This is a genomic window from Erysipelothrix sp. HDW6A (assembly GCF_011400295.1).
GTDB lineage: Bacteria > Bacillota_I > Bacilli_A > Erysipelotrichales > Erysipelotrichaceae > Erysipelothrix.
In genome coordinates this window covers 479657-502020 of the sequence record NZ_CP049859.1, presented here as the reverse complement: position 1 = coordinate 502020, position 22364 = coordinate 479657, and the positions used below count along the sequence as shown (strand labels likewise).

The following is a 22364-nucleotide window of genomic DNA, read 5'->3' as shown; positions in this document are numbered from 1 at the left end:
AATAGCAAGGTTTGTTTCTTCTTAGGTAAATACTTTACGATACGTTTAATATCGTGGATGAACCCCATATCCAACATTCTATCTGCTTCATCAAGGATAAATATTTCAACATCGGATAACTTTACATGACCTTGGTTCATTAGATCAATTAAACGACCTGGTGTTGCAACTAAAACATCAATACCGCTTCTCAGTGCATTGACTTGTTTTCCTTGGCTTGTTCCCCAAAAATTACTGTTGATCGTAATGGGAGGTAATGACCATAATTCTCAAAGCTCTCATAAACTTGAGTTCCAAGTTCTCTTGTTGGGGTTAATACTAAAGCACGAATCTTGCGATTACGTCCATTTTGAATATTCTTTGCAAGTGTTTGAAGTGTAGGCACAGCAAAAGCTGCAGTCTTTCCTGTACCAGTCTGTGCTAGTCCAAGAACGTCTCTACCCTCTAAGGAAACAGGAATTGTCTGTTCTTGAATGGGAGTCGGACTCTCATAACCTTCATCTTCTAGAGCTCTTAAAATTGGCTCAATTATTTCTAAATCTGTAAATTTCATAGTTTTCTACCGTTTCTAATTGTGATACTTTCTTATTTTAAACAAAAGAAAAGAGTGCATCACACTCTTTTTCATAAATTTCAAATGAAATAGAACAATGTCTCAATACAGTAATAATACGTGTTTTAGCTTTAAATGTCACGTGATATAGTCATCAAACTCTAGATTTTGAAAGTATTATGTACAGTGAGAATATGAAATCTTATCGTTACTTGGATTGGCAAAGTCGCACAACACTCTCTACATTGGGTGATTTGATAAAACTGTTATTCCACCTTCAGACTCATTCCTTTTCGATGAATCGATATTTTACATCAAGGAATAATATGAAGGTTCATATCTAGTCTATTTGGACTTGATTTCTCTACACCATTGTTCAATCTTTTCAATTGCCTTTTGGTTGTCCTTAAAATGATACTTTATGTGTGTTTGATTTAAAACAAACATTAAACATAAAACATCTCTCGCTGTACGCTGCTTTTCTTCCAAACTAATAGTCGTGTAAAAATCAATTTTAGCAGTATCTTTTACACGGTCCTTTAGATGACTTTCTCCATTTAAAACCAAACGATACATTAGGTTTTCAAAATAATCTGCATATTCTTCGTCCATTAAATATAAGATTTTTCTATCTGTGGATATCTCATTGATCCCCATTCTGTATTCAAAAGTGGAAAATGCTTCCAGAACTCTTCTCATGGTATTTCCTATTACTAAGTCATCATTAGGAATAATTAAAGACCCTAAACTATCTTTCTCATTATAAACCGCATAATCAAATATATTAACAAGTAATCTATTATAATCATTTGTTGTATTACCAATATTAGCTACTGTAAATTTCTCAATCTTTTTATGACTGATGTGATATTTAATTTTGTTATTAGTTAGTTCAAATTGGGTTTTCACAACATTTTTTTCCACTTCTTCCATAATTTTTTTTATATTATCTATTGTCATTAAATCATGAGAAAAAATTGCGATTTTACTATTGATATTTCCACTGACTACCTTCAATATCTGTGATTTTAGATACGAGAGAATCCCTACTTGATTTTCAAGATCAAAACTAGATACGGGATCATCAATAATTAGAAGTGATTCATTTTTGTATACATCTACTTCATTTTTATTATTCAGCATTAATGTGAAAAAGTAACATAAACCTAACGCGTTTCGTTCTCCACAAGAAATATTAATAGGTTGAACAGATTTTCCATTAGAATAGAGTAAATATTTATTTTCTTTAGGGTGAATGTGCAATCTTTCTTTAGAAAAGAATATGTATTTTAGCCCTTTATTAATAAAATCTACCGCAATATGGGTATTACTCTGTCTTTGTAACAATTGATTTACTTCTTTAGCTAATTCAATTCCTTCTTTTTTCAACAATGATAATTTGTTGAACTCCTTTTGCTTTAAATCTTTTTGAGTCAAGTACAAATTGTATGTATCAATAATCATGTAGTATGCTAACTCTTTATTGATTATGTGTAATTCATCTTTTGTTTTGTTAATTGAAGCAAATTTGTTGTTGTACTTAACTCTATCTATTTCTAAGTTTTCAAGATTTGAGGAGAAATCCTTTACTAGTAGTGCAATATCAACTTTTGTATCAATTGGTTGGTAAACATTGCTTGATTTTTGGTCGATATACTGAACATATTGATTCAAAACTTCATTCAAATCATCAACATTATTTTTAACTTTTAAAACTAGTGTTTGATCTAACTCTTTGTATAAATCAAAAGGGAAATCTATATTACTAATCTTTATATCAGAAAGTTTCGAAATGTGTTCCTCAACATCTTTATTTAATACTGCTTCAATATTTTTTATTAATGAAGCTTTGTAGTCTTTCGATGTTTCCTGTAAGCAATATGGACATTGATCGGTCTTATCATCTTCAAAGTACTCTTTTACACCCAAAAAATAATCTATTCCATTCACGTTAAGATTTCCATGCTGAATCAAATGAAGAATTTGCTTTTCTCTACTTGATAAAACAGGTTCTTCAATTTTTTCCTTAAGCAGGGCATCAACTTCTTCTTTATTAAATTTATATTCAAATTCAAGTATTATAGGCCTTTCTATCTTTGCACCAGAGTCGGAAAAATGTTTTAGTTCTTCCATCTTGACTCTGAAATCATTTTTTAACTCATCTTCGCTTTTCTCAGGTTTTGTTTTGACAATCATTTCAACAGTTTGATCCGTTACGGATGAATTATTTCTATTCCCCTTTATTTGCTTGTCAATAGATGACCACTTACCTTCACCAGATAACAGTGATTTAGTTTTGTTCCAATGAAAACTAGGAGAGTTAATATTCTTTGCATCTTCATAGATACGACAATTATCTTGTTTTTTTGAATATTCTTCTCTTTTTTTAGTTAGAAGGGCACTTTTCGTATTTATTAGTTCTTCTAATTCAACCTGTTCCCCAAACATTACAATTGAGTTTAGCCCATCAGAATCAATTTTAATATTTTTCTCAATAAATCCTTCATCAAAAACAAAAACATTATCCTTGATTTCATCAGAACTAGATATATGTGAGTCATTAGTTTCATATAATTCAGCACTTGTCAAAGTTGGTATATCATCACCTTTAATTTTCTTGAATCCCTTTGCAACTGTACTTTTTCCTGACCCATTTCGACCATAAATTACGCTTAGCTTGGAATTTGAATCAAATATGTCAAACTTAGTCTTACCCTCTAACATCTCTCCTTCGAGAGAAATTCCTTTTAATTTTTCAAACATACATTGTCCTCCTCAAGTAGATCTGGAACTAATAAAAATAATCTTTCAGTTTCAGTTGCATAATACCCAAATAATTCCACTAGATATTTTTTCATTGTACATAACATTCTATATACATTGTCAAACATCGGTCAACTCAAAATACATTTAAATAATAATACACCTACAAAGAAACTTGAAATAAAGATCTTTTACTTATCTCCCCGTTGCAGATACACCACATTTTCTATATGTGTGGATACTAGTATGTGAACACAATTTAATATCATCGTCACTTGCTTGCGGACACAAATCGGCATCCATTGTAACAATGTCATTTACCTTCTCCGCATTCTTCCGTTTTAGTTTAAGCTTACATTCATCTAAAATCAATCCTTTCATCAATCAATTGTAAATTACCGAGGTTCTTCTGCAACTCTATCTGACCAAATAACTTCTTCATATATATTTCCGGCCATTTTCTCCGCTTGTCGCATAACAATGTTCATAGCCTTTAGAGCTTGATCTGGTGGATAATCATACTTACTTAGAAGCCTTTTAATCACACGTCTCATGCTGGCTCTTGCACTTTTACGAACACTCCAATCGATAGTGATGTTATTTCTTATTGCTAGAGTTAATTCACGAGCGATTTTCTTAAGCGTTTCATCTTCCATGAGTTCTTTTACGATATCATCTGCGGTTAGTGCATCATAAAAAGCGATTTCATCGTCACTAAGACCCAGTTCTGCCTCTTCCTCACGCATTTTTTTAATGTCATGTGCCATTCTTACAAGCTCTTCAATGACTTCAGCATTTGTAAGTGCTTGATTTCGATACTTGTTTAGAGCCTTCGTCAGCCTTTCAGAGAATTTTTCCGATTTTACAAGGTTTCGTTTTTCCATGGTTTTGATGTTGCCTTCTAATAATTTTTTAAGCATCTCCACCGCCAAGTTCTTCTGCTTCATTTCCTGAACTTCTTTTAAGAACTCCTCGGAAAGGATTGAGATCTCCGGCCTTTTGATTCCCATTACATCAAATACATCAATCACATCTTCTGAGATGATGGAGCGTTCCAACATTTGATGAAGTCTTGCTTCAATTTCTCTTTTTGATAACGGTGTTTTGTCTTTTTCTTTCAGTTTAACAAGGCTGGCTTTCACTGCTTTAAAATAGCTAACTTCAAGAGCCTTTTCTTTCCCCTTATCCGTTGCAGCACATAGAGCATGGGCCTTACCTAGTTCCAGAGCTGTCTTTTTAAATTCCTTTTGGTCCTCTTCTTTCTTCCCAAGAATAAAGTCCATACCGCCTACAATTGTACGCATTCTTTCCACTTGAGAATTCCCCATGTACTTCGAGTAATCGTACCCGTGCATCATGTCTCTTAAGATTTCCAGTTTTTCAAGCATAACAGCAATTGCAACATCCGTATCAATACCGGTATTTTGACGATCCGTATTGGTGTATTGTTTTAGTGCGCTCTTTAAGCTTTCTAAAATCCCGATATAGTCAACCACTACACCGCCAGATTTTTCTTTAAAGACGCGATTAACTCTTGCAATGGCTTGCATCAGGTTATGACCTTTCATCGGTTTGTCAATATACATGGTATGCATGGATGGCACATCAAATCCAGTAAGCCACATATCTCTCACAATTACTATTTTAAGTTCGTCACTATTATCCTTCATGCGTTTTGCAAGCAGTTCTCTACGTTGTTTACCACCTAAATGCTTCTGAAGCTTTTCATTATCTGCAGCACTACCAGTCATAACAACTTTTATTTTCCCTTTATCAATATCATCATGATGCCAATCAGGTCTCAGTGCTGTTATCGCCTCATAAAGATCAACACAGATTCTGCGACTCATGCAGACAACCATAGCCTTGCCATCGATACTCTTCGCTTTTTCTTCGTAGTGATTGACGATATCTTCGGCAAGCTTTTTGACTCTGTTGGGAGAACCTACAATGGCCTCCATCCTGGACCATTTGGCTCTATTTTTATCCTTCTCGAAATCTTCCTGACCTTCTGTGATTTCTTCAAATTCATCATCAATTTTTGTCAGCTCTTCTTCATCTGTTTCCAGTTTAATGATGCGGTTTTCATAATAAATCCGTACCGTCGCTTCATCTTCTACCGCCTGGGTCATGTCATAGGTATCGATCGTATGACCAAATATAGCGACCGTTGATCGATCTTCTAGATCAATTGGTGTCCCTGTAAAACCAATAAAGGAGGCGTTAGGTAGTGCGTCTCTTAGGTATTTCGCATAGCCATAGTTCACTTCACCCGTTTTAGCATCCACTTTGGCCTCTAATCCATATTGGCTTCTGTGGGCTTCATCGGCAATGATGATGACATTCTTACGATCTGTGAGTACTGGCATCTCGCCATCTTCTGGTTTGAATTTTTGAATGGTCGTAAAGATAATTCCACCGGACTCTCGATCATTCAAAAGATCATACAGTCCATTTACATCAGTGCTATTTCCGTTAGCATAATTCGTTCTCTGGCTATCTGAAAGTTTTCGTACTGTTGCCTGTTTAGGTATCTGACGCAAAATATCTTTTGATTTGGTGAAGGTTGTAAAGAGCTGATCATCCAGGTCATTTCTATCAGTTATGACCACGATGGTTGGATTGTTCAGTTCCCGCACAAGGCCCCCGTATAGAACACCATAGAAAAGCTCTTTCCCGAACCTTGGGTATGCCAAACAACACCGATCTTACGATCGCCGTCTTCCTTTGTTGCTTCTTTTGTTTTTTCAATCGCTTTCTTAACAGCAAAGTACTGATGATAGGCTGCCAAGATTTTTATGATGGATTTTTTATCTCCTATTTTCTTGCCTTCAAAATCCTTCTCTGCTTCTCTCGACTCCTGGAAAAGAATGAAGTTTTGAATAATATCTAATAATCTTTCCTTTTGAAACATACCCCTAGCAGCACTTCATACTGAGGCTCAGATAAAGGTGCAATATTCTCGCCATCAACGGTTCTCCAGTTCATAAACCACTCTTCATTGGAGGTAATGGTGCCAGCTTTGGCATTGATCCCATCTGAAATAACACAAAAGGCATTATAATTGAATAGAGATGGAATATCTCTCTTGTAAGTCTGAATCTGATTATAGGCACCCTCAATCCCTACATTTTCATCACTCGCAGACTTTAACTCAATGACCACAAGTGGCAGTCCATTCACAAAGACGATAAGGTCGGGTCTTCTTTCTTCATTTTCTATAATAGTAAATTGATTGACAACCACAAATTCATTATTACTTATATTTTCAAAGTCTATAATATAGGCTCTTTTGGTACGGATATTGCCACCTTCCTGAAAGGATACTTCTATCCCTTCAGTCATTAACTGATGAAAATAGCGATTGTTTTCTTCCAGCATTGGACTGTTAAATGTAATCAGCTGACGATAGGCTTCCTCTAGCGCTTCACTTGGCAGATCTCGATTGATCTTAAAGAGTGCGTCTTTCACTCTATGTGAAAGGATCACCTCACGATAATCTTTTCTTTCTTCATAATCTCCACCTAAAGAGATGTCCGGACCAAAGGCATAATCGTAGCCCAGGTTTTCTAAAATTTCAATCGCTGCTTCTTCAAGCATCGCTTCTGTAAAAATGCCATTTACACTACTCATCACTACCACCTCCCAGACAATCTTTCATTTCGATTTGCATTCCCAAAGCAGTTACTTGATTTAATTCTATTGTTTTATTAATCACCCCGCACCTCCACTTCTCCATTCACCGAATAGACCTTGAATGAGTAATTATTTAAACAGCTTTTTTAGTGTCTAGAATATATCAAAGGATGTCCGATTGTATACTTTGTTGTAAATTGCTTTCTTGGGATTTTTAAGAAAGCCATATCCCCGTGGCATCTTTATCCCTGCACAGTGCACCACCTGTCTTTTGATACTGGTTCTTGCAGAGATTCTTCTTTTTAGGCTTGGTTTTCTTATGCCAAATTTCATGATGCATCACTTTCTGACTCTAGAGGCACTCTGATTTCTCCTGATATAAGTTTTGGGAGGAGAGTGTCTCTTAATTGTGATAAAGTCATATTTTCTCTTAAATTTTGTATCATTTTTTCAAAATTTTGTTGTGTTTTATTATTCATCTTATTAATCATCTCTTTAGGTGGTAATACGATTTTTATACTCTCGATTTGCGAAGGACTTATATTTGGCTGAGCACTTCCATCTCCCCTAGAAACAATTTCATCATATATTGTTTTTTGACTAATTAAACAGAATAAAAATGATATCTTTTTAATTGGTAGATTACCTAAAAAAAACTTACCTACTCGCTGATTGACTAAAATTTTATGAGGATATTTAGGTACAAGTCCTATTTTGCCTATCGTAGCACCTGTCATTGCTATAAGAAGGTCACCCCCATTTACTATAAATTCTCTGGCTTTATCAACCTTATCCTTATCAACATAACCTACATCACTAAAATTGATAGTTCCATTTTGCAAACTTTTTATTTTAACAACAGGAACACCCTTCTCAGTCCACCACGCACTTTTAAATGCAAATCCGGACTTAACTTTTACATAATCACCAATACAACCAACTTCCCACCCCTTAGGTATCAACCCAAGTTCGCTTTCAATCATTTCACCACCACTGGACTTATATGGTTCTCCATCTTCATTGGGAAATTCGAAATCCACGAACCATTGCTTAAAAATTGCTTGCGCCATATTTTCAAGGGTTTTGTTGATCTGGTTGTTGACTTCTATTTTATCGTCTAGGGTTGAGAGAATGTGGGCAATGGCTTTTTGTTCATCTAGCGGGGGAAGCATTATTTTAGTATTCTCGATTACATCAGTTTGTGCTCTTTGCCTACCAGAAGTACCTGTCATAGATTTTATTGCAGTATCTCGAACATATTGTGATAGTGCTAAATAAAAAATATAATTATTATCTGTAATACCTATCTTATGTCTCAACACAATATACTCTGTAGATCCAAAGGCTACTTCATCATCATCTAAAATCGTTACTTGAGCTGTTTTTCCGTTCTCTAAACAAGGAGTTATTCTCGCAAGAAGAGTATCTCCATTTCTAAACTTTGATCCCCTTTAAACGCCTCTAATTCAAATCCATCAATTTTTCTTTGAAACGGTGCCAATTTATCCATTCCAATTTTTTTAGTTATTGTCCCTTTTTTTATTGATTCTTTAGGATTAAACTCAATAACATCCTTTAATGCTACTTCTCTCCACTCACTAAAACTCATACCCAATCCCTCCTAGATTCTTTCTGATCTCATCTTCTAGCTTTCGGGATTTAGCAAAGAGTTCAGCCAACTCTGAAGTCATATTTTCCATTTTTTCATCGAATGGGATACCATCATCTTCCACATCTTCTATACCTACATATCTTCCAGGTGTTAGAACATATTCATGTTCTCTGATGTCTTCAATCTTAGCTGACTTGCAGAAACCTTTGATGTCTTCATATTCCCCATCGATATTTCGCCATTCATGATAGGTTTCAGTGATCTTTCTGACATCTTCTTCCGTTAGCTCTCTATGTCTTCTATCAATCATTTCTCCTAGCTGTCGTGCATCAATAAAAAGGACTTCATGTTCTCTTGATCTAAACTTCGGATTATCCTTTTTGTTTCTGTTAAGGATCCATAGTGATACAGGAATACCTGTAGAATAGAACAATTTATCAGGAAGTGCTACTATAGCATCGACCAGATCTCCTTCTAATAAATTCTTTCTTATTTCACCTTCATTTGAAGTGTTTGTACTTAGTGAGCCATTCGCAAGAACGATCCCCGCACTACCATTAGGTGCTAGATGATAAACCATATGCTGAAGCCATGCGTAGTTGGCATTTCCTTGGGGTGGAATACCAAACTTCCATCTCACATCATCCGTCAATTGATTGCCGCCCCAATCACTAATGTTAAAAGGTGGATTGGCAAGGATATAGTCTGCCTTTAATGTCTTATGAAGATCATGATGGAAAGTGTCATCATGGTGTGGTCCTAAATTGGCATCCAGCCCTCTGATCGCCAAGTTCATTTTACAAAGTTTCCAGGTTGTTGAGTTCATTTCCTGACCATAGATGGAGAGATTTTCAACTTTCCCTTGATGATCCTCCACAAACTTTTCACTCTGTACAAACATACCTCCGGATCCACAACAAGGGTCATAAACTCTGCCTTGGTAGGGTTCAATCATGTCAACTAAGGTCTTAACAACGCTAGTAGGCGTATAGAATTCTCCACCGCCTTTTCCTTCAACGCTGGCAAACTGTCCAAGGAAGTATTCATACACTCTTCCTAGTAAGTCCTTTTCTCCATTTTGATGAAGCTTTATCGTTGAAATTAAGTCAATCAGTTCTCCAAGTCTTCTCTTATCAATTTCGGGTCTTGCATAACGCTTATCCAGTACACCCTTTAAAGATGTATTCTCTTTTTCAATAAGGATCATGGCATCATCAATAAACTGACCGATTTTGGGATCCTTTGCATTGTCTTTAATGAAGCCCCACCTAGCCTCTTTTGGAACCCAGAAGATGTTCTCTGCTTCGTATTCATCTCGGTCTTCTTCAAAGCCTGCACCTTCTTCAATAAGTGCGTCAAATTTTGTTTCGAATTTATCGGATATGTACTTCAGGAAAATGAGTCCCAGTACCACGTGTTTATATTCACTGGCATCCATGCTGCCTCTTAATTTATCGGCCGCTTTCCAAAGTGTCTCTTCAAATCCAATATTTCCTGTTTTCTCAGTCATATTTTTCCCTCCAAATGTTTAATAGTTATGATCATCAAAGACTTCGAATATTTCACCTTCAAAGCCTTCTTGTTCCGGTTCGCTGTTTACCCAATCAGGCAAGACTTCATAATAATGAGCTAGCGCTTCAATCGTTTTGTGTAGAACGGATTCATGCTGTACTTTTTCAAGCAGTTCTACGATGAGCTTGTAGGTCTCTAAATATGGATTATTATCTACTATATCCATTGCGGCCTTAAATCTTGATACCAATTTCGCTTTCTCAATATCTCGTTCTATGGCATTCATTTCTTCTTTGTCGTAGATGGGAACTTCAACAAGATCATTAATCTCACCCAAAGAAAACTGCTGTTCATGCTTCTTGATTACAGGCTTAAGCTCTCTTTTCAGCTTTTCCTTCTGGATCTCTAACTGATCAATTTCTGTAAGCTCACGTCCAAAATAGGACTGATCGATACCAAAGAGTTCTTCTAAAACTGGTAGATATTTCTTTGGAATGTTCTGCCGCCCTTTCACCCACATGTTTATATTTTGTTTTCTAATGCCAAGTTTTTCTGCAAGTTCTATATGCTGAAGATTAAAGAGGTTTAAAATGTACTCTAGTCCAATCAAGTTCTCACCTCCTGGTGCAGGGCAATGTTCCAATCTAATATTTATTATAATTCATTTTATTGACTGGGTCAATAACTAATGTAAATGTTTTCTATTCTTTTGACACTAATTCTATCCACTCACTACATTTTTGACAGCTATTTTGTCAACTCACAAGCCCTAAAGTAAATCTAACCAATCAACCCTACACTTTGCTAGTTTTAGATAAGTTCCCACATAATAAAAAACCGTGATTCTCCTCCAGCTTAAAGCCAGATCTCAAACCACGGAAAGCCTTTATTTACTTATCTTATTATACTCTTACTTATCAACCCTTGACATCAATACTACCGTCTCCACATGTGTCGTCTGTGGAAACATATCTACTGGTTGAACTAATTCAACCGTATACCCACACTCTTGATAAATCTTTAAATCTCGTGCAAGTGTTGCTGGATTACAGCTTACATATACAATTCGTTTTGGACTTGTTTTAAGTGATGCTTCAATAAACTTAGGATCGAGTCCTTTGCGAGGTGGATCAACTACAATCACATCAATCTCAATTCCATCACTTACCCAGCTTGCCATCACATCTTCTGCTTTACCAGCAACGAAGTCTACGTTACTAATGTTATTGATGTTTGCATTATCTTTCGCCATGTCGATAGCTTGAGGGACTACTTCTACTGCATAAACATGCTTTGCTTTATCTGCGAGATTTAGCGAGATAGTTCCTATACCACAGTAAGCATCAATCACATTATCATCTCCTGTAATATCCGCAAATTCTAAAGCCTTTTGATATAGTACTTCTGTTTGAAGGGCATTCACTTGATAGAACGATTGTGAAGAAATCTTATAACGTTTACCAAGTAACTCATCCTCATACCAATCATTACCATAGAGAACATTCACAGTTCGTCCCATGATGACATTAGTTCTTTCTGTATTAATGTTTTGAACAACACTTACAATCTCAGGGTACTGTGATACTAAGGCTTCCACGATACTTTCAGAGTGTTTTAAATTCTCAGTACGTGTTACAAGAATTACCATAATCTCGTCAGTATAGTGTCCTCGTCTTACAATAATATGACGTATATCGCCTTTGTGTTTATCTTCATCATAAGCTTTGATTTTGTACTTCCTTAGGATATCCCTTACTGCTAGAATTACTTCATCAATGATTGGATCTTGAATGTGGTAATTTTCTATAGGGACTAAATCATGAGTTCCACGTTTAAAGAATCCTGTTTCGAGTTGATCATGGATCTCTCTCACAGGAATTTGTGCTTTATTACGATATGACCAAGGGTTTTCTGCACCTAGTGTTGGCAATACCTCAATATCGATCATGTCGATTTCTCGAGCTAAAGTATCTCTTACTATTTTTTGTTTGTATTTAAGTTGTGCTTCGTATTTTATGTGTTGCAGGGGCATGGTGCCGACACGTGTTCCCAAGGTATCAGTAACCTCTACACGGTCTTCTGATGTCTCTATCCACTTCATAATGCGTCCATAGGCAAATCTCTTAAGTACCTTTGTAATTCTTAGAACTACTTTCTCTCCCGGTATCGCATTCTCAATAAAGATGGGAAAGGAATCTTCCTTCGCTACACCAAAACCCTCGTGGGTAATATCTAGGATTTCTGTTTCAAATTCATCATTCTTTTTAATTGTTATACTCATAGCGTATTTCCTTTCATACGATCCAATGTCATTTTTATTGCTCCTGCAATAGTAGCACGATTATGACGCGGTTGACCAAAGTGATGCCCTACCTCTGACAGCGTTACTTCAAATTCTTGATCAAACATGTCTCGTTCAATACCTAGCTTTGTTAAGGATACTTCTAAAGACTCTCCATAGACATACTGGTACTCTCTTAAACCTTGAACATACCAAAGGGATTCATTCTCACTGAGTTTGTAAGCGCGTAGCCAATCCCAAACTATTTCTACATTATCTAAATTGGGATTATCTATATGGCAATGTTTGCACAACAACACAAAGTTCTCAGGTGAATCCAAACCGTTTTTAGAAGCTGGTATGATATGAGCTCTATCTAAACGTTTCTTAACACCACAACGCCAACAGTGACTTGTAGCATGCTTGAAAGACACACTGGTTTCATGATTATCAATGCGCTCTTTCCAATATTCTGCGATTTCTTTCTTTGTTGTTTTGATACGTTTTTGTGTCATAAAGCCTACTTTCTATGGGTATTATACCATGTTTAATGCAGTTACTTTGAAGTATTCCTTTGCATTTACTATAATTAAACCAAGGAGATGTGATACCATGAAAGTTACATTTAAAGGAGATCCAAGAGAGTTAGAAGGAGTTCAACCACAAGTTGGTGAGAAACTTCCACATTTTGAGTTGAAGAATCTCGACAACGTCGTTATCAACAATGATACTCTTAAAGGATCCAAAGCAATTATTTCAATATTCCCAGACATTAATACACGCGTGTGTGATTTACAAACACGTCATTTCTTCCAAGTAGCAGGACAAATTCCTGATGTGAAGATACTAAACGTTTCAAATAACACGCAAGACCAACTACGTGATTGGTGTGCAACAGCAGGTGTTGATGCAGAGATGTTAAGTGATACTGGATTATCATTTGCGAAAGCATTTGGATTATATATTCCAGAAATGAATATTCTAGCGCGTTCTATCTTTGTAGTTGATGAAGAAGGAACAATTATTCACTCAGAAATAGTTCCTGAAATTGCTCAAGAACCAGATTATGAAAAAGCATTATCTGTTGCAAAGTAATTTAATGTCCACAATTGCAAAAGAATAGGGAATTGCATGTATTATGCAATTCCCTTTTTTCTATTTACTTATAATTTTTCTTCTGCTTATTCCAACACTTAAAAGTAATACTCCTACGACTAAAATCTGGATTCCTAGATAGTTATTAGAAATACCAGTTGAAGGAAGAACCGGTACCTCTTCAACTTCAATTGCTTGCCACTGAGCAATATATACAATATTTTCGGTAACTGCTTCTATATATTCAGGACTCCAACCCATAAACACATATCCCTCACGAATAGGTGTTCCATTAAATCTAGGCGAAACTTCATTAAAATATACAGTAGTAATTTGATCTTGGAAGGCTTCACCATTCACACCATCTGTATAAGTTACTGTAAATTTATCCAATTCTTTCCACTGCGCAACATATGTCACATCTTCAGTAACAGTAGATGACAATGCTGGAGACCAACCTTCAAATGTATATCCGTATCTCTCAAGAGCACTTGTATATTGAGGTGTAGCTTCTCCCTCAGCAATTTCAAATTGCATATCCGCAAACACTAATTCTTTACCAGTTCCATCTGTATAGATGACTGTGAATGTATTTTGTTCCCATTGTGCAGTATATATAATGTTTTCTTTTACAGTTTCAACATACTCAGGACTCCAACCTTTGAAAGTATAGCCTGTACGTGTTGGCTCTTCACCATCATATACTGGAGATTTCTCATTAATATAGACTGTTGCGACTTGATCTTTAAAAACTTCACCATTCGCTCCGTCTGTATAAGTTACTGTAAATTTATCCAATTCTTTCCATTGGGCAACATATGTTACATTCTCAGTAACTGTAGAAGACAATGTTGGAGACCAGCCTTCAAATGTATAGCCATATCTCTCAATTACATCTGTATATAGAGGTGTAGCTTCTCCATCAACTACTTCAATTTGCTTATCTGCAAATACTAGTTCTTCACCAGTTCCATCTGTATAGGTAACTGTGTAGATTTCCGGTAGTTTCTCCCATTTCGCACTGAGATAATTATGAACAACTGTTTGGCTCATAGTATCAAAATCCCATTTTTCTCCATTCACATCATACCAGCCTAAGAATGTATATCCCGTAGCTGTAGGCTCAATTGGTTCGACGACCTTTGAATTAAGAATAGAAAAGTAGTAATTATTCATTTCAGCATAGTTATCAACTACTAAATCAGCAATTTCATCTTCATTTAAATATAAATATGTAATAGCGCTATAAGTAATGTACACATCATCACCATTATACGCGTTATTATACTTCTCAATATAATCTTGAACAGGAGTAGTGAATTCTGTTGTATTAGTCACATTCTTTAAATATGTAGGATTTGGGTATGTAGTATCACTCTCCGAGTAGTTCCACAGTACTGGGTACTTCGACTTATTGTTTCCAAATTTAACTGAATCAAGGGCAAGAACTTGCGGATTATCAGCTAGATAGATTCCTCCACCTTGTCCGCCTTCATTATACCCTGGACCTGGATCATTACCTGTTACTGTATTATTGATTATTTCTGTATTCTTAAATGTGTAAACAGATTCAGGCAAGCTGCTACCAGTTGATAGATAAATTGCTCCTGAAGTGTAATCAGAAGTATTTCCATCAAAAATAGTATTATCTACTAGAACCGTAACAAATCCCGGAGATCCATTCGCAATATTTAGAGCGCCTGCTGTTGACGCTTCATTTCCGATGAATTTTGAATTCTTAATTGTCATTGTAGATTTGTTGGTTCTTTGGGTTACACTAAGTGCACCTCCCGAACTAGGAAGTCCTGTTTGTTCGCCGGTTTCAGGATTATACTTAATACGTGAAGCAGAATTCCCTGTGAAATTTACTGTATCAAGTGTAAATGATCCTGAATTCTCAAGAACTGCTTCAAGTGCCCCACCGCCACGGTCTCCATAGTTATTAATAAATTCAACATTATAGAAGTCTGCATTTGATGCGGCTTTAAGTGTTAACAGAAATGCTCCTGCTGTTCCAGAAGTGTTCACATTATTCGAGAAGTGACTATTTTTGACATTGAGGCTTGAGTTCATATATCCAATATATTTCACACCAGCACTGTTACTCTTTGCGGTACCATTTACTATTTTTAAATCGGATATTGTAGCAATACCGTTATCATTGTAGATTCCCAATGCTGAACCATTTTGATTTTGGGTTTTATTGCCATCAAAATTAACTTTATCAATGATAATATCCGAGTTCTTACTATCAATCAATAAAATAGAAGAACTAGCAGTTGACCAATTATTAATTTCATTATTAATAAAAGAAAGATTTGATAGTTCTATGCTTCCGTTTGTCCCTTTATATTTAATGACTCCTTCATCCCATCCACCATCCGCAATATTATCGCGAACAATTAAACCATTAATTCTATTTCCTTTTTCATTATTTAGTATCTGAATACCACCTTTGGTATAGCCGGCAGTAAGATTTCCGCTTAACACGATATTACTAAAGTCTAAGTTTATTGCATTCGTCCCAAGTATTTCAATGTGACGTTTACCATTAGCATTTACAATAATTACTTCTTCATTGTTGCTTGACACAAATTTTAGGTTTCCTTGGCTTGCTGACTGAATTGTTAATGCTTTTGTCAATTCAATCTTTGTACCACCTTCAATTGTGATGGTATCACCAGAAGTTGCTGATGCAATAGCAGCAATTAGTTCCGCTTCATTCGTAATAGCTACAGCATACGTTTCAGACTTCTTGTCGCTTGAGTCAACCGTTTCTGCTAAATCAGTTAAGTTTTCATCCATCTCTTCAATCTCATTGAAGTCCTCTGTAGCTGGATTACTAATTACTTCACTTTCTGGTACATCTTGTTTTTCTGTGATTGCACCTTCATCAGCTTTTTCGGTAATAGTACCTGAATTTGCTGAGATTGGCGCAAACATTCCAACACATAACAGAACGCTTAACACAATCAATCTTAATTTCTTATTCATATTCAAAACATTCTCCTTTTTCTACATTAACTATAACATACAATTAACATTATTAACACTTTACCATGGTGATTATTCACTTGTTAATAATCTTGTTTTTGTCACAATTAAACGAAAAAAAAACACGTTATTTCCATCTAACGTGTTTCTTTGAAAATTATTTTAAAGTTACGTCTACTTCTAGCACTTCTCCACTACGATTAATTGTTAGTTTAACCGTGTCACCAATGCTATGGCTGTAGAGTTGACGTCTAAAGTCTCTAAAGGTTGATAGCTCTGCATCACCAAATTTCGTGATAACATCACCTGCTTTAATTCCTGCTTTACTTGCTGGACCTTCTGCAGTTACTTCGGATACAAGGACACCTTGAGTTACTTCTTTATCAATATTATAAACTCTTAAGTAATATGGATTCACATCACTCAATGCTACAGCTGATATTCCTATTACTGGATATTCAACTTTTCCATACTCTTCTAATTGATTTACAATAGGAACAACTTCGCTAATAGGAATCGCAAAACCCATTCCTTCAACATCACTGTTACTTAGTTTCATGGAGTTAATACCAATGAGTTCACCTGCCATATTTACAAGTGCACCACCACTGTTACCAGGGCTGATTGCTGCATCTGTTTGAAGTACAACCATATCCCAATCATAAGTACCATTACCATCTAAATCAACTGGAACTGTACGATCCTTACCGGAAACGATACCAAAGGTTACAGAGTTGGCGAATTCAATGCCCATTGGACTACCGACAGCAATCACAAATTCTCCTACTTTAGCTAGTGATGAATCTCCAAGATCAAATGGATCTACTTCTAATTCTGCATCAATTTCAATAAGTGCTAAGTCTGAGAATTGATCAGAACCCAGTACTTTTCCATCGACTTCTTCTCCGCTTGCAAAGCGAATTTTAATAGATTGAGCACCATCAACAACGTGATGATTAGAAATAATTAGAATCTTACCATCTTTCTTCTTATAAACGACCCCTGAGCCACTGCTAGTGCTTGAATTTGAACGATGATTAATAACACTGACTACTTTATCCCTAACTTTTTCCGCCACTTGAGTGACGTCTGTGTCCATCTCAGACACAACCTTGTTTACTGTGACATCATTATTGCTTCCACTTACTGGTTGAACTCTACTGTTGTTTAATTCATATACTTGCCATGTGAGTACTCCACTCCAAACAAGCAAGGCGACGAGAATAACAATAATGACACTACGAGATTGCTTTTTCATACATACCTCCCATTACCTTCTATACTTATATTATACGTATTTATTTGACACAAAGATGTCTAAGCTGTGAACATTGTGTGAACAAAAGACTGATAGATTAACTATCAGCCGCTTTATTCACTCCAATGGAGATTATTTTACTTACTTTATTAGCTGCCGCTTCAAATTCTATGACACTACCTTCTTTAATGAAAGCAAGGCGCTCATCAAGTACTAAGCTTGCATTGTAGATGACATCACCATGGTCAAGGACAAAGAGATAGCTTGTATTGCCATCCATCATTACTTGACGAATATCAGTAATGGTTCCTTTCACAGTTTCTACATCATCCGGAACAAGTGTTGATTGTGAACCCATCACATTTAAGTATGCTTTCTCTGCGAGAGTTTGATTATCTCCAACTGCAGATTTTGTGTAGTCTTGATAGTTTACATATCCGAGACCTCGGACAACACCAGAGTTGTCTTTTAGAGACATCACATATGTAGGATAGCCACCGATATTTTGAAGTGATGGCGTAGTAGGTGTATAGGATTTTTCTTGAATAGTACCTACGACGGTATTTTGAGCTGTCGTTAAGGATACCCCTGCAAGATTAAGCTCCATTGCTTCACCAGTTCGCTTATTCATAAAGAGTAAACCAGTGGTGGACGTTGAATCTAACTTGATTGGACGAATCCCTGTGAAGACGTAGATTTCATCATCAATGGATACGTAGTTATAATCCCCTTCACTACTATCAACAGACATGACTCCTTTTTGTTGGAATACTGAGTTCCAGTAACCACCTTTTAATGAGTAATAATCACTAGCTTGACGTAATAACATATCTGTGGGATATACAGAGTCTACCCATTCAGGAATTTCTTCAAGTGGGTAACGTTCAGTTTCACCAGTTACAGCATCAACGACGATTAAGCCACTCATATCTTTAGCACCCCAGATACCTACACGTTTCGTGATAGCTTGAACAATCCAGTATGGATGTCCTTGATCATCGATTTCAAAGTACCAGTCGTCAAGGTATGAGAACTTATGTTTCATAGCAACATGACGGTGCAAATCGAAAAGAAGTGGTGCATCAGGATAATATTTCATCGGCTCATCTAAGGTAATAATCTCTGCTTTCGCGTTAAGATTACCTTCACCTGTTTGAACAATTGTATAGTATGGAACACCATCACCAAAGTTTAAATACTTCTTAATAGTATCTGTATATTGGAATGGCGCAACACGAACCATTTTTCCTTGATAGTTAATTTGTGAGAACTCCGCAACATCAAGTTCAAAGCGTGCCGACAACTCATCAAGCTCACCGATTTTTTTCTCAGCAGCAAGAATTGCGGATTCTTTGTCAACATACGACATTTCCACAAGATGATCACTGCTGTACAAATCAGAAAACTCAATCTGTTTAACATCACCAATAACACTTGCATAAGATTTTGCGTTAATGATACGTGATGACATCACACCACCCACAACGAAAATCACAAGTAAAGTAGTAGCAGTAATCCCAAAAATACCAAAGAAGGTCTTATAATTATTTTTATCCAAAAACAAAATCCCTGCAATCACTAATACATAGACTGCAAGATAAAGCATTGAACCAAAGTTCATAAAGTGATATGTATTACCCATCACAATATCAAAAATTAAAAATATAATAACTACCAATGTAATTAAAGATATCTTCATTTTATTTGCGGTTAATTTCATTTTATCATCTCCCTAATGATAGTATTGTACCACATTTGTAATACATGAGAAATTATATTTTATTAACTGGTTCTTCACCTTTTTCGATATGTTTAAGATTTCTTAAAACTAAATTTTGTTGATTTGATTTCAAATGATCTGAGTAGTATGAGTTGTGTGGTGTAACGATTGCCTTGGTATGGAACCAAATTGGATGGTCTTCTGGAAGTGGTTCTTCCTCGAACACATCAAAAATTACCTGACTTAAATGCGTATCAAGATTTTTTAAGACAGCATCCATATCAACACAAGCACCACGGCCCACATTCATGAGAATGGCATCTTTTTTCATTAACTGTATTTCTTTATCGCTGATCGTATGATACGTTGCCTCATTTTGTGGAAGCGCCATAATCACGATGTCTGCTTCTTTCAATATTTCATGACGATTGGATAAGGAGTAACATTTCTTAAATCCTTCAATATCACGACCGTTAGAATTAATACCGTATAATGTGCAATTAAATGGTTCAAGGACCCTAACAATATGTTCAGAAATATTTCCTGTTCCCATTATCACAATTGTTTTACCTACTAATGACTTAAGTGACGTAGAACGATCCCAAAGTCCTTTTTCTTGATTCTTAGCAAATTGTGGGAAACCTCGATAGACCATTAGAATTGCCCCTAAACAATACTCAGAGATGGCCTGACTTGTGAGACCACTACCATTAGAAATAACAATCCCTTTTTCTTTCATTCCCTTAGCATCGATATGTTCAAATCCTGCGGAGAGAAGTTGTAGAAATTCTAGGTTCTTTGGCAGCTCTTTCGGTGGATTTCCAATCCATACTGATACATCTTCAATTGTATTCGTTGTTTCTTTATCATATTCAACAAACTCAAATTCTGAAAAACCCTTGAGCATTTCTTCTGTTAATTCCAGTGATTTAGGAATTGCGATTTTCTTCATTTGTATACCCCCTGTGTTCTAGTTTTAATATACATCAAAATACTGTGAAATACAAAAAAGGACTTCCTAAGAAGTCCTTAAATATCACATGATCCGTCTTCACAGACAGGTCCATCAAAGCTTGGTGCTGCTTGCATTTCTTGTGCATAGTTTAGTGCTTGTTTCATTACTTCAACAGGTTGTGCTCCGCTTAATGATAATTTACCATCAATTAAGAAGAACGGTACCCCCTTTACACCAACCATTTGTGCAAGTTGTTGTTCTTGACGAACATACATTGCAACTTCATCTGCTTCAAGCGCATGAGTAACATCTTCTTTGCTTAATCCTACAGATTTGCCTAAAGCGATCAATGTTTCAGCATCGTTAATATTTTTTCCATGTTCTAAGTGAGCAGACATAACTGCTTTCCCAAACTCATTACCTAAACCTTTTTGTTTTGCAATGTGTAAGACACGATGTGCATTGAATGAGTTAACATCAATAAGATTATCAAAGTCATAATGTAAATCTGTATCTTTTGCCATTCTCACTACTGAATCCATGCGATCACGTGCTTCTTGAATACTGATACCATATTTTTGTGCCAAACCTTCAATCGCTCCAACATCACTTGTTTGTGGCATATCACGATCAAGTTCATAACTCATAAATTCTAGTTCAGCATCAATGTTTAATTCTTTTAAGGCTCTGTCTAGATGTGTTTTACCAATATAGCAAAATGGACATCTAAAATCTGACCATACTTGTATTTTCATTTTTATCACCCACATTAATCTTAACCTACTTTACTCTTTCTTCCAATCTATGTGCTTCAATGCATGAGTATGGTATAATTTACTTACACATAAATGAGAGAAGGCGTTCCAATGACATTTGATATTCAAACCTATATAGTACCAATCTTAGCAATCTGTGCACTTATTGGAGTGCAAATCTATTTCTCTCTGAATTCCAACAAAAAACTAGGCTATGTTCTACCTAGTATCTTGTTTGTATTTACTACCCTTTGGTTAGTATTATTTCTGATTGTTGGATTTACATCCATGGAAGAATATGTCAAACTGACAGAAGTCTTATTGGTATACTTAGTCGTAAACACACCAACACTACTCTTCCTACTTATCGACTTTATTATCAAACGTGTCAAACGCTAGACACGTTTTTTTATGCTCTCGCATCCAACCATTCTACAATATCTTTGAGAATGGTATCTTTCATTGGTTCATTGAGTATCTCATGATAAAGATCATCATACTTAATTATTGTCTTATCTTCTGAACCAATTGCTTCATAGAATCCTCGTGTCACTTCTGGTGGCACAATTGTATCCTTGGTTCCATATAATAAAAGACATGGATAATCGTAGGCTTGAACGTTTGATTGCACATATTGTGGTGCTTTAATTAAGAATTGTTCTAAGAACTTAACAGATGCTTTATGCAAAACAAGTGGATCGTTCTTATAGTCTTCTACAACCTGTGGATCTGAGCAAATTGCATCTTCCACGGGGTTGTTGATCATAAAATCAGGTTTAATTTTACTAAGTGATTTCAAGGCAGTTCGATTCAGTGCATTTGCTTGTGGCAAGGTATTAACTGCAGGTCCTGAGAACACTTGTCCTTGTAATACATGTGGATAAGCAATCCCATACATTGCAGTAATAAGACCACCCATACTATGACCTAACATAAACACTGGTAAGTCTGGATGTTGTTCCTTGGCAAGTTCGACCATGGTTTCACAGTCTTTAATCCACATTACATAATCCGTAACATGTCCAAGTTTATTTAATGTTTGTCCATGTCCACGAGTGTCGTAACGATAGACGGTATACCCTGCTTTACACAATACCTCTGCTACGTATTCATAACGTCCTAAATGCTCAGCAAAACCATGGTTAATAACAATCGTTGCTTTCGCTATAGGATTGGTATCAACAACATAACGTAACTGTACTCCATCAAATGATTTAACAAACATAAAAT

General features: G+C 35.9%; 16 protein-coding genes and 2 pseudogenes. 2 read left to right on the top strand and 16 right to left on the bottom strand.

Features of this window, described 5'->3' with window-relative positions:
- Positions 1-26: 26 nt before the first annotated feature.
- The 10 genes and pseudogenes from G7059_RS10485 to G7059_RS02585 all read right to left on the bottom strand — a co-directional run.
- Positions 27-553 (bottom strand): annotated as a pseudogene (locus tag G7059_RS10485) (DEAD/DEAH box helicase); the annotation flags it as partial.
- A 345-nt stretch (positions 554-898) separates the two neighbouring features.
- The gene (locus G7059_RS02620) at positions 899-3316 is read right to left on the bottom strand and encodes an AAA family ATPase (RefSeq protein ID WP_166080541.1); all 2418 of its coding nucleotides are present in this window, start codon (positions 3314-3316) and stop codon (positions 899-901) included.
- A 395-nt stretch (positions 3317-3711) separates the two neighbouring features.
- Positions 3712-6230: pseudogene (locus G7059_RS10630) on the bottom strand (type I restriction endonuclease subunit R).
- Complete coding sequence (locus G7059_RS10380) at positions 6206-6949, bottom strand: type I restriction endonuclease (protein ID WP_205700228.1); 744 nt, start codon at positions 6947-6949, stop codon at positions 6206-6208. Before G7059_RS10380 ends, G7059_RS10630 begins: the two are co-directional and overlap by 25 nt.
- Positions 6950-7281: 332 nt before the next feature.
- Positions 7282-8361 carry a restriction endonuclease subunit S gene (locus G7059_RS02605; RefSeq protein WP_255489648.1) on the bottom strand — a complete coding sequence of 360 codons (1080 nt, stop codon included), beginning with the start codon at positions 8359-8361 and terminating at the stop codon, positions 7282-7284.
- A complete protein-coding gene (locus G7059_RS10375; RefSeq protein ID WP_205700226.1) occupies positions 8358-8561 on the bottom strand; it encodes a hypothetical protein in 204 nt (67 codons plus the stop codon). The genes G7059_RS02605 and G7059_RS10375 overlap by 4 nt, the downstream gene beginning before the upstream one ends.
- The gene (locus tag G7059_RS02600) at positions 8551-10074 is read right to left on the bottom strand and encodes a class I SAM-dependent DNA methyltransferase (RefSeq protein WP_166080539.1); all 1524 of its coding nucleotides are present in this window, start codon (positions 10072-10074) and stop codon (positions 8551-8553) included. The genes G7059_RS10375 and G7059_RS02600 overlap by 11 nt, the downstream gene beginning before the upstream one ends.
- An 18-nt stretch (positions 10075-10092) precedes the next feature.
- Positions 10093-10686: a helix-turn-helix domain-containing protein gene (locus tag G7059_RS02595; protein WP_166080537.1), complete on the bottom strand. Its 594-nt coding sequence runs from the start codon at positions 10684-10686 to the stop codon at positions 10093-10095.
- A 300-nt stretch (positions 10687-10986) separates the two neighbouring features.
- Complete coding sequence (rlmD, locus tag G7059_RS02590) at positions 10987-12357, bottom strand: 23S rRNA (uracil(1939)-C(5))-methyltransferase RlmD (RefSeq protein ID WP_166080536.1); 1371 nt, start codon at positions 12355-12357, stop codon at positions 10987-10989.
- The gene (locus G7059_RS02585; RefSeq protein WP_166080535.1) at positions 12354-12872 is read right to left on the bottom strand and encodes an HNH endonuclease; all 519 of its coding nucleotides are present in this window, start codon (positions 12870-12872) and stop codon (positions 12354-12356) included. The genes rlmD and G7059_RS02585 overlap by 4 nt, the downstream gene beginning before the upstream one ends.
- A gap of 97 nt (positions 12873-12969) precedes the next feature.
- On the opposite strand from G7059_RS02585, the gene tpx reads away from it, so the two are divergent.
- Positions 12970-13452: a thiol peroxidase gene (tpx, locus tag G7059_RS02580; RefSeq protein ID WP_166080534.1), complete on the top strand. Its 483-nt coding sequence runs from the start codon at positions 12970-12972 to the stop codon at positions 13450-13452.
- Between the two features lie 60 nt (positions 13453-13512).
- Here tpx and G7059_RS02575 read toward each other — a convergent pair whose 3' ends face one another.
- The 5 genes from G7059_RS02575 to G7059_RS02555 form a co-directional block, all read right to left on the bottom strand.
- Positions 13513-16446: an InlB B-repeat-containing protein gene (locus G7059_RS02575; protein WP_166080533.1), complete on the bottom strand. Its 2934-nt coding sequence runs from the start codon at positions 16444-16446 to the stop codon at positions 13513-13515.
- A 157-nt stretch (positions 16447-16603) separates the two neighbouring features.
- Positions 16604-17704 carry a S1C family serine protease gene (locus G7059_RS02570; RefSeq protein ID WP_166080532.1) on the bottom strand — a complete coding sequence of 367 codons (1101 nt, stop codon included), beginning with the start codon at positions 17702-17704 and terminating at the stop codon, positions 16604-16606.
- 97 nt (positions 17705-17801) lie between these two features.
- The gene (locus G7059_RS02565) at positions 17802-19424 is read right to left on the bottom strand and encodes a hypothetical protein (RefSeq protein WP_166080531.1); all 1623 of its coding nucleotides are present in this window, start codon (positions 19422-19424) and stop codon (positions 17802-17804) included.
- 52 nt (positions 19425-19476) lie between these two features.
- A complete protein-coding gene (locus G7059_RS02560) occupies positions 19477-20376 on the bottom strand; it encodes an NAD(P)-dependent oxidoreductase (protein ID WP_166080530.1) in 900 nt (299 codons plus the stop codon).
- 77 nt (positions 20377-20453) lie between these two features.
- Entirely contained in the window at positions 20454-21134 is a 681-nt protein-coding gene (locus G7059_RS02555) for a DsbA family oxidoreductase (RefSeq protein ID WP_166080529.1), read from the bottom strand.
- A gap of 111 nt (positions 21135-21245) precedes the next feature.
- On the opposite strand from G7059_RS02555, the gene G7059_RS02550 reads away from it, so the two are divergent.
- Positions 21246-21533: a hypothetical protein gene (locus G7059_RS02550; protein WP_166080528.1), complete on the top strand. Its 288-nt coding sequence runs from the start codon at positions 21246-21248 to the stop codon at positions 21531-21533.
- A gap of 10 nt (positions 21534-21543) precedes the next feature.
- Here G7059_RS02550 and G7059_RS02545 read toward each other — a convergent pair whose 3' ends face one another.
- Positions 21544-22359, bottom strand: coding sequence for an alpha/beta hydrolase (locus G7059_RS02545; RefSeq protein ID WP_166080527.1), 816 nt, complete (start codon positions 22357-22359; stop codon positions 21544-21546).
- Between the last annotated feature and the right edge of the window lie 5 nt (positions 22360-22364).